This window comes from Rhodoferax sp., assembly GCF_028689305.1.
Lineage (GTDB): Bacteria > Pseudomonadota > Gammaproteobacteria > Burkholderiales > Burkholderiaceae_C > Rhodoferax.
Genome location: NZ_JAQTWM010000130.1, coordinates 1 through 7,157 on the forward strand (window position 1 = coordinate 1; position 7,157 = coordinate 7,157).

The 7,157-nt window shown below is 61.0% G+C and carries 7 protein-coding genes; 6 read left to right on the plus strand and 1 reads right to left on the minus strand.

Translation table 11 applies throughout. The features are described 5' to 3' along the window. Positions 1 to 261: 261 nt before the first annotated feature. Positions 262 to 675, minus strand: a complete 414-nt coding sequence (locus tag PHW99_RS17420; RefSeq protein ID WP_300180622.1) for a hypothetical protein — start codon at positions 673 to 675, stop codon at positions 262 to 264. A 240-nt stretch (positions 676 to 915) separates the two neighbouring features. Here PHW99_RS17420 and PHW99_RS17425 point away from each other — a divergent pair, with 240 nt between their 5' ends. From PHW99_RS17425 to PHW99_RS17450, 6 genes are all read left to right on the plus strand, one after another. Further along, positions 916 to 1,962 carry a methionine ABC transporter ATP-binding protein gene (locus PHW99_RS17425; protein ID WP_300180625.1) on the plus strand — a complete coding sequence of 349 codons (1,047 nt, stop codon included), beginning with the start codon at positions 916 to 918 and terminating at the stop codon, positions 1,960 to 1,962. Then, positions 1,955 to 2,620 (plus strand): methionine ABC transporter permease, encoded by a 666-nt coding sequence (locus PHW99_RS17430; protein WP_300180628.1) that lies wholly within the window; start codon positions 1,955 to 1,957, stop codon positions 2,618 to 2,620. The genes PHW99_RS17425 and PHW99_RS17430 overlap by 8 nt, the downstream gene beginning before the upstream one ends. Before the next feature lie 138 nt (positions 2,621 to 2,758). Then, positions 2,759 to 3,556: a MetQ/NlpA family ABC transporter substrate-binding protein gene (locus tag PHW99_RS17435; protein WP_300180631.1), complete on the plus strand. Its 798-nt coding sequence runs from the start codon at positions 2,759 to 2,761 to the stop codon at positions 3,554 to 3,556. Between the two features lie 73 nt (positions 3,557 to 3,629). Next, positions 3,630 to 4,844, plus strand: a complete 1,215-nt coding sequence (locus PHW99_RS17440) for a sensor domain-containing diguanylate cyclase (RefSeq protein ID WP_300180634.1) — start codon at positions 3,630 to 3,632, stop codon at positions 4,842 to 4,844. Between the two features lie 173 nt (positions 4,845 to 5,017). After that, on the plus strand, positions 5,018 to 6,313 hold the full coding sequence (locus PHW99_RS17445; protein WP_300180637.1) for an aminotransferase class I/II-fold pyridoxal phosphate-dependent enzyme: 1,296 nt from the start codon (positions 5,018 to 5,020) through the stop codon (positions 6,311 to 6,313). Between the two features lie 23 nt (positions 6,314 to 6,336). Next, positions 6,337 to 7,157 (plus strand): CysB family HTH-type transcriptional regulator (locus PHW99_RS17450; RefSeq protein ID WP_300180640.1); only part of this gene is annotated, 821 nt, incomplete at its 3' end.

Sequence of the window (7,157 nt, forward strand, 5' to 3'; positions counted from 1 at the left end):
AGAAGCGTCAAGCCGATAGCCAAAGCCACCAACAGCGCAAGTAAAACGGCTGCGCCGAGCTTGTGCTGTAAGGAGTCAAGGCGGCTTAGCTCATCTATGCAATCGCATATTGTGGGCAGAGAACGAACAGCCCGCCTGCGTTGCGATGTGGCGGTTATGGCTGCAAATCCGGGGGAATTGCTTGCAGTGAAATTGCCCCGGCTGCCGCGCTGGCAGCTTTCAGCAGCCACCATTCACAACACCCCCCACAGCCCCAGCGATCTACCTGCGGTAAGGATTGCTCGGCGCGTGATCAAACCGGTTGGGAACGCCGTCGCGGTCAAGGTCACCATTGGGGCCATAGCGGTGCGGGGGATACCACGGAAGGTGCGGGCCACCTGGCTTGTGGACGGTGGCGAAGCCATTGCGGTCGTGGTCGCCGTAAGGGCCGCGGTGTTGCCAGTGTGGCCCGTCATAACGTCGGCCTTCGTCATGGCGCTCATAGCGGATGGGCGCAGGCGCATAGATCGGTCGGGGCTGCACATACACCGGTGCCGGTTGCACATAAACGCCCGGCACCTGCACGCCCACAGAAAAGCTCACATCGCTGTGGGCCTGCGCCGACGAAGCTGCCGCAAAAGCGCCCAGGGTGAGGGCGATGGCGGCAAAGGTTGGGGAGGACATCAGACGTTTCATCAAAAACTCCTTGAGCTGGTATGGCGTGCATCTTGCGCGCTGGTGTCTGAACGCACGCTGAACCGATTCAAGAAAGATTTCAGCCATATGTTGTATTGCCCATAAGAACATGACGAAACAGTAGTTCCGGTTTTGATGAGTTGCCTGCAAAATCCCATCCCTCGTACTTTTGCATGGCGTGCCATTTGAACCGTCTGAAGTCCCTCCACAGCCACACGCGCCCATGCACCGCCGCACACCATGATTGAACTCAAGCACATCAGCCTGACCTACCCCGGCCATCCGACCCCGGTGCACGCCTTGCGCGGCATTGACTTGCAGGTGCGCCCGGGTGAAATCTTTGGCGTGATTGGTCGCAGCGGGGCGGGCAAGAGTTCGCTGATCCGGGTCATCAACCTGCTCAACCGGCCCACGCAGGGGCAGGTGCGGGTGGCGGGGGCGGAGCTCACCGCCTTGTCCACCCCGGCGCTGCGCGCCGCGCGGCACCAGATTGGCATGATCTTTCAGCACTTCAACCTGCTGAGCTCGCGCACCGTGTTTGACAACGTGGCGCTGCCGCTGGAGCTGCTGCAAGAGCACCCGGCGCAGATCAAACGCCGGGTGGATGAGCTGCTGGACCTGGTGGGCCTGTACGAGCAGCGCGACCGCTACCCGGCGCAGATCAGCGGCGGCCAGAAGCAGCGGGTGGGCATTGCCCGCGCCCTGGCCAGTAGCCCCAAGGTGTTGCTGTCGGACGAGGCCACCTCGGCGCTGGACCCCGAGACCACGCGCGCCATCCTGGGGCTGCTACGCCAGATCAACCGCGACTTTGGCCTGACCATTGTGCTGATCACGCACCAGATGCAGGTCATCAAGCAGGTGGCCGACCGGGTGGCGGTGATCGATGCCGGGCAGATCGTCGAGCAGGGCGCGGTGATGGACGTGTTCACCAACCCGCAGCACGCCACCACGCGCAGCCTGATTGACGAAATCCTGCCGCAAGAGCTGCCCGCCAGTGTGGTGGCGCGTCTTCGCCAGCTGATGGCCACCGAGCCCAGCAACCAGGGCCGCCTGCTGCGCCTGGCCTTTGCGGGGGACGATGCCAACCAGCCGCTGCTGTCCGATGTGATCCGCCGTTTTGGCGTGGACCTCAACATCCTGCACGGTCAGGTGGACGACATCCAGGGCCAGGTGTTTGGCTCGCTGGCGCTGCATGCCCGCGGTGAAGCCAGCCAGGTGGCCGCCGCTGTGGCGCACCTGCGGGGCGTGGGTGTGTTTGTGACCGAAGAGGATTTGAGCCATGTTTGACACCTTTACCCCGCAACTGCTGGAGCTGTTTGCCACCTCGCTGTGGGAGACGCTGGTGATGGTGGGCCTCTCGGGCCTGGCCGGTACCGTGCTGGGCCTGCCGCTGGGGGTGCTGCTGCACCTGACCCACCCCGGTGGTGTGCTGGAAAATCCGCGCCTGAACCGCGTGGTGGGCGGCATCGTCAACGCGGTGCGCTCCACGCCGTTCATCATCTTGCTGGTGGCCATCATTCCGTTCACCCGGCTCATTACCGGTTCGTCGATTGGCACGGCTGCTGCGGTGGTGCCGCTGACGATTGCCGCTGCGCCCTTCATCGCCAGGCTGATCGAATCAGCCCTGCGTGAGGTGGATCACGGCCTGGTGGAAGCTGCGCTGGCCATGGGGGCGACCACATCGCAGATCGTCTTCAAGGTGCTGCTGCCCGAGGCGCTGCCCGGCATCGTGGCGGCGCTGACCATCACGCTGGTGAGCCTGACCGGCTATTCGGCCATGGCCGGGGCGATTGGCGGCGGCGGCCTGGGTGACCTGGGCATCCGTTACGGCTACCAGCGTTTTCTGCCCGAAGTGATGCTGGCCGTGGTGCTGGTGCTGATTGCCTTTGTGCAACTGCTGCAAAGCCTGGGCGACTGGGCAGTGCGGCGCTTGAGTCACAAATGAGCACGCCGCCTGGTACTTCCATCAAACCAAAACACTATTGTTTTTATAGCTTTATAACCAAGTTTTACCTGGGCTAGAGGCCAATTTCTTATAAATTTTCATCCACCCTTTGATTGACCACTGCTGAAAGAACCCACCATGAACAAACGCTCCCTGATCCAATCCGCCCTCGCCGTAGCGCTGACCGCCACGTTTGCCGGCCCGCTGCTGGCGCAAGACAAGCCGCTCAAAATTGGTGTCACCGCCGGGCCGCACGCGCAAATTTTTGAGCAGGTGAAAAAGATTGCCGAGAAGGACGGCCTGAAGATCCAGATCGTCGAGTTCAGCGACTACGTGCAGCCCAACGCTGCGTTGAATTCAGGTGACCTGGATGCCAACAGCTACCAGCACAAGCCCTACCTGGACCAGCAGATCAAGGACCGCGGCTACAAGCTGGTGAATGCGGGCTACACCGTCAACTTTCCCATCGGCCTGTATTCCAAGAAGGTCAAAACCCTGGCTGAGCTGAAGGAAGGCGCCAAGTTCGGCATCCCCAACGACCCGACCAACGGCGGCCGTGTGCTGCTGGTGCTGCAAGACAAGGGCCTGATCAAACTTCGCCCCGAAGCGGGCCTGAAAGCCACGCCGCTGGATGTGATCGACAACCCGAAGAAGCTGAAATTTGTCGAGCTGGATGCCGCGCAACTGCCGCGCTCACTCGACGACCTGGATGCTTCGGCCATCAACACCAACTACGCGCTGTCAGCAGGCCTGAGCCCGGCCAAGGATGCCATCGCCCAGGAAAGCGCCAAGAGCCCGTATGTGAACCTGATTGCGGTGCGTGAGCAGGACAAGGACAAACCCTGGGTGGCCAAGCTGGTCAAGGTTTATCAGTCAGAAGCCATTCGCCAGTTCATCCAGACCCAGTTCAAGGGCGCGGTGATTGCGGGGTTTTGAGCCCGCCAGGCGGCCCGACGCCGCCTGTTGAGTGATCCAGGCTGAAAGGACGGCGCACTTTCGGACCTTTTCAATGCATGCCATACTTGCTTGCATGCATGGGCATTTCCTTTCTCTTGGCGCTGGCCTGGCGGTGGTGGCGTTGGCGCAAGTGGGCATCGTTGTCGCAACCCTGGTTGCGCTCTGGTGTCGCGGGACAGATATGGCGTTTCTGGCGGCGGCCATCGCCATTGGCCTGGTGCTGGGCAACATCGGTCTGGTTTTGCTTTACCGCCGTTTCAGGGCGCTTGAGGAGTCCTCGCGCCGACTGAGCCTGATTGCCGAGATGAACGTGAAGGTGAATCGCGAAATCCTTTTGAATGAGGATATCGAACTCATCTACCGCACGATTCTCGATTACCTCTTCAGTGTCTTCAACACCGCCAGCACAGGCTCTGTGCTGATTTTGGGTGAGGATGGACATTTCACCTTTGCCGCCTCCAAGGGCTTCACCGAGGAGTTTGTCGCCAACTTCCACCTGAAGCTGGAAGACTGTTTTTTGTACCAGGTCACCGGCGGCGCCATCAAGGAGGCGATGCTCATCAACCGGGAGGATTTCCAGCGGGTCGAAACCGTGCTCAAGCCAGGCACCTGGGAATACAAGTCGGTCATCAGTGCGCCGCTCTTCGTCGGTGACCGCTTGTTTGGCCTGCTGAATCTGGATTCTGCGGTGTCCGATACTTATGACACCAAGGATGTCGAGATTGTGGAACGCTTCAGGACGCAGATCGAGATTGGGCTGCTGGCGCGCGAACGGTACACGTCCAATATCAAGCGTTACCAGGTGGATTCACTCACCGGCTTGCTGACGCGGCGGTATTTCGAGGATCTGTTCAAGATGTCCCTGAATCGGGCGCTGCGTTACAACGAATTTTTTGTCGTGGCATTGTTTGACGCCGATAGCCTCAAACACGTGAACGATACCCTGGGTCATCTGGCGGGTGACCAGATGCTGATGTTGATTGCCAGCGCACTGCAGGCCTCGTGCCGCCATTCAGACATCATCGGTCGGCTCGGCGGCGACGAATTTGTGGCTATCTACCATCAGACCGAGCTGGCGGTGATGGAGAAAAACATCGCCAGCATTCGCGCCAAACTCCGGTCCAGGCCAACACGGCTGGGTGAGGCCGAATACCGTCTGTCTTTCAGCTACGGACTCGCCAAATTCCCGGAAGACGGCACAGACCAGGCCTCGCTGATTGCCGCTGCGGACAAGCGCCTCTATGCGATGAAATCCGAAAGCAAGTAAGCCCCGCCGGGCAGACTTGGTCCGGTTGCGGGTGTCACCTCGCTGGTCGACAGGCAGCGCATGGTCATCTAAAGACATTTCCGTTCTTATGAACCTACTTTTAAGTAGTTTGAGTTTGTACCGTGCGCCCTTAAAGTTGCTGACATACCTCAGCAACCCCTCAAGGAGTTCACATGTCAGCATCCTGGAAATTTGAAACCCAATCGGTTCACGCCGGTTACAGCCCGGACCCCACCACCAAAGCCGTGGCGGTGCCGATCTACCAGACCGTGGCTTATGCGTTTGACAGCGCCCAGCACGGCGCGGATTTGTTTGACCTGAAGGTGCCGGGCAACATCTACACCCGCATCATGAACCCGACCAATGACGTGCTGGAGCAGCGTGTGGCGGCACTGGAAGGCGGCATTGCCGCGCTGGCGCTGGCCTCGGGTTCGGCCGCCGTGACCTATGCGATCCAGACCATTGCCGAGGCGGGTGACAACATCGTCGCCAGCAGCGCGCTCTATGGTGGCACCTACAACCTGTTTGCGCACACCTTCCCGCTCTCGGGTATCCAGGTGCGTTTTGTCGACACCAGCGACCTGGCTGCTTTGGAAGCGCTGATCGACGACAAGACCAAGGCGGTGTACATCGAGTCCATCAGCAACCCGCAAGGCCGCTTGACCGACATTGCCGCGATTGCCGAAGTGGCGCACCGCCACGGCGTGCCGCTGATTGTGGACAACACCGTGGCCACACCTTACCTGTTGCGCCCGATTGAGCACGGTGCCGACATTGTGGTGCAGTCCCTCACCAAATACCTGGGCGGCCACGGCAACAGCCTGGGTGGTGCCATCATCGACTCCGGCAAATTCCCCTGGGCCAATTACAAAAGCAAATTCAAACGCCTGAACGAACCCGACCCCAGTTACCACGGCGTGGTCTACACCGAGGCACTCGGGCCCGCGGCCTACATTGGCCGTGCCCGCGTGGTGCCGCTGCGCAACACCGGGGCCACGCTGTCGCCGTTCAACGCCTTCCTGATTTTGCAAGGCATCGAGACGCTGGCGTTACGCATGGACCGCATCAACGACAACACCCTCAAGGCGGCGCAATTCCTGCAAAACCACCCCAAGGTGTCGTGGGTCAGCTACGCTGGTTTGCCCAGCCACCCGGACCACGCACTGGCGCAGAAATACCTGGGTGGCAAGGCCTCGGGCCTGTTCACCTTCGGGGTCAAGTCGGCACCGGGTGAAGGCCGCAAGGCCGGGGCGGCGTTTCTGGATGCGCTCAAGCTGTTCACCCGCCTGGTCAACATTGGGGACGCCAAGTCGCTGGCCACCCACCCGGCCTCTACCACCCACCGCCAGCTCTCGTCCGAGGAACTGGCCAAGGCCGGTATCCCGGAAGACGCAGTACGCCTGTCGGTGGGCATTGAGCACATTGACGACTTGCTGGCCGATCTGGCGCAGGCATTGGCCGCCGTTTGATGCCGGGCACTGCCGTTTGAACCATGAACTTCCAGCAACTTCGATCGATCCGCGAAACCGTTCGCAGCGGCTTCAACCTGACCGAGGTGGCTGGTGTTCTGCATACCTCGCAGCCCGGCGTGAGCCGGCAGATCCGCGAGCTGGAAGAAGAGTTGGGGGTGGACATCTTTGTCCGTGCTGGCAAGCGCCTGACCGGGCTGACCGCCCCCGGTTCAGCCCTGTTGCCCATTGTGGACCGGCTGCTGCTGGATTGCGCCAATCTCAAGCGCGCCGGGCAGGACTTCAGTTCGCGCCTGGACGGGCCGCTGTCGGTGGCCACCACACACTCGCAGGCGCGGTATGCTTTGCCGCATGTGGTGCGCGATTTCCGGACCCTGTATCCGCAGGTGACCCTGCATCTGCACCAGGGGTCCCCCAAGCAGGTGGCCGAGATGTTGCTGTCGGGAGAGGCCGACATTGGTGTCGCCACCGAAGCGCTGGCGCATTACCCGCAGCTGGCGACCTTGCCGTGTTATCGCTGGACCCACAGCATCGTGGTGCCACCTGATCATCCACTGCTGGCACACACCGAGCCGGTTACCTTGCAGCAGTTGGCCCAGTACCCATTGATCACCTACAACAAGGGTTTTACCGGGCGCTCCCACATTGACAACGCTTTCGAAGAGGTGGGCCTGCACCCGGAGGTGGTGCTGACCGCCATGGACGCCGATGTGATCAAGACCTATGTGGAACTCGGCATGGGGGTGGGCATCGTGGCTTCGATTGCGCTCGACCCGGAGCGCGATCTTGGGCTACGCACGCTGGATGCCAGGCACCTGTTCGAGATCAACCTGACCCGCCTGGC